The 255-nt window shown below is 73.7% G+C and carries 1 protein-coding gene; it reads left to right on the forward strand.

The window, feature by feature from the left end; translation table 11 throughout:
* The coding region (locus IB244_RS31830; RefSeq protein ID WP_192307036.1) for a hypothetical protein at nt 1–255 on the forward strand (255 nt) is incomplete at both ends.

Below are 255 nucleotides of genomic sequence, written 5' to 3' on the forward strand. Positions count from 1 at the left end.
AGCGCTGGACGTTGGAACGGTTGGGGCGCTGGGCGTTGGCGCGGCTCTGCGCTCCACGCCTCGAAGCGTCGACCTGACCGCGCTTCGACGAGACGTTGCCGAGTGCGTTTGCGCGGCCGCGGTTGTCCGCCTTGCCGGCGAGCTTACCGTTCGCGGGCCGCTGGCCGGCCGCCGGCCGGTTTCCGCCACCGGGGCGATTTACGCCCGCGCCGGCGCCTGGCCGATTTCCTGCCGCTGGCCGGTTGGCGACCCCAC

Source organism: Rhizobium sp. RHZ02 (assembly GCF_014851575.1).
Taxonomy (GTDB): Bacteria; Pseudomonadota; Alphaproteobacteria; order Rhizobiales; family Rhizobiaceae; genus Rhizobium; species Rhizobium altiplani.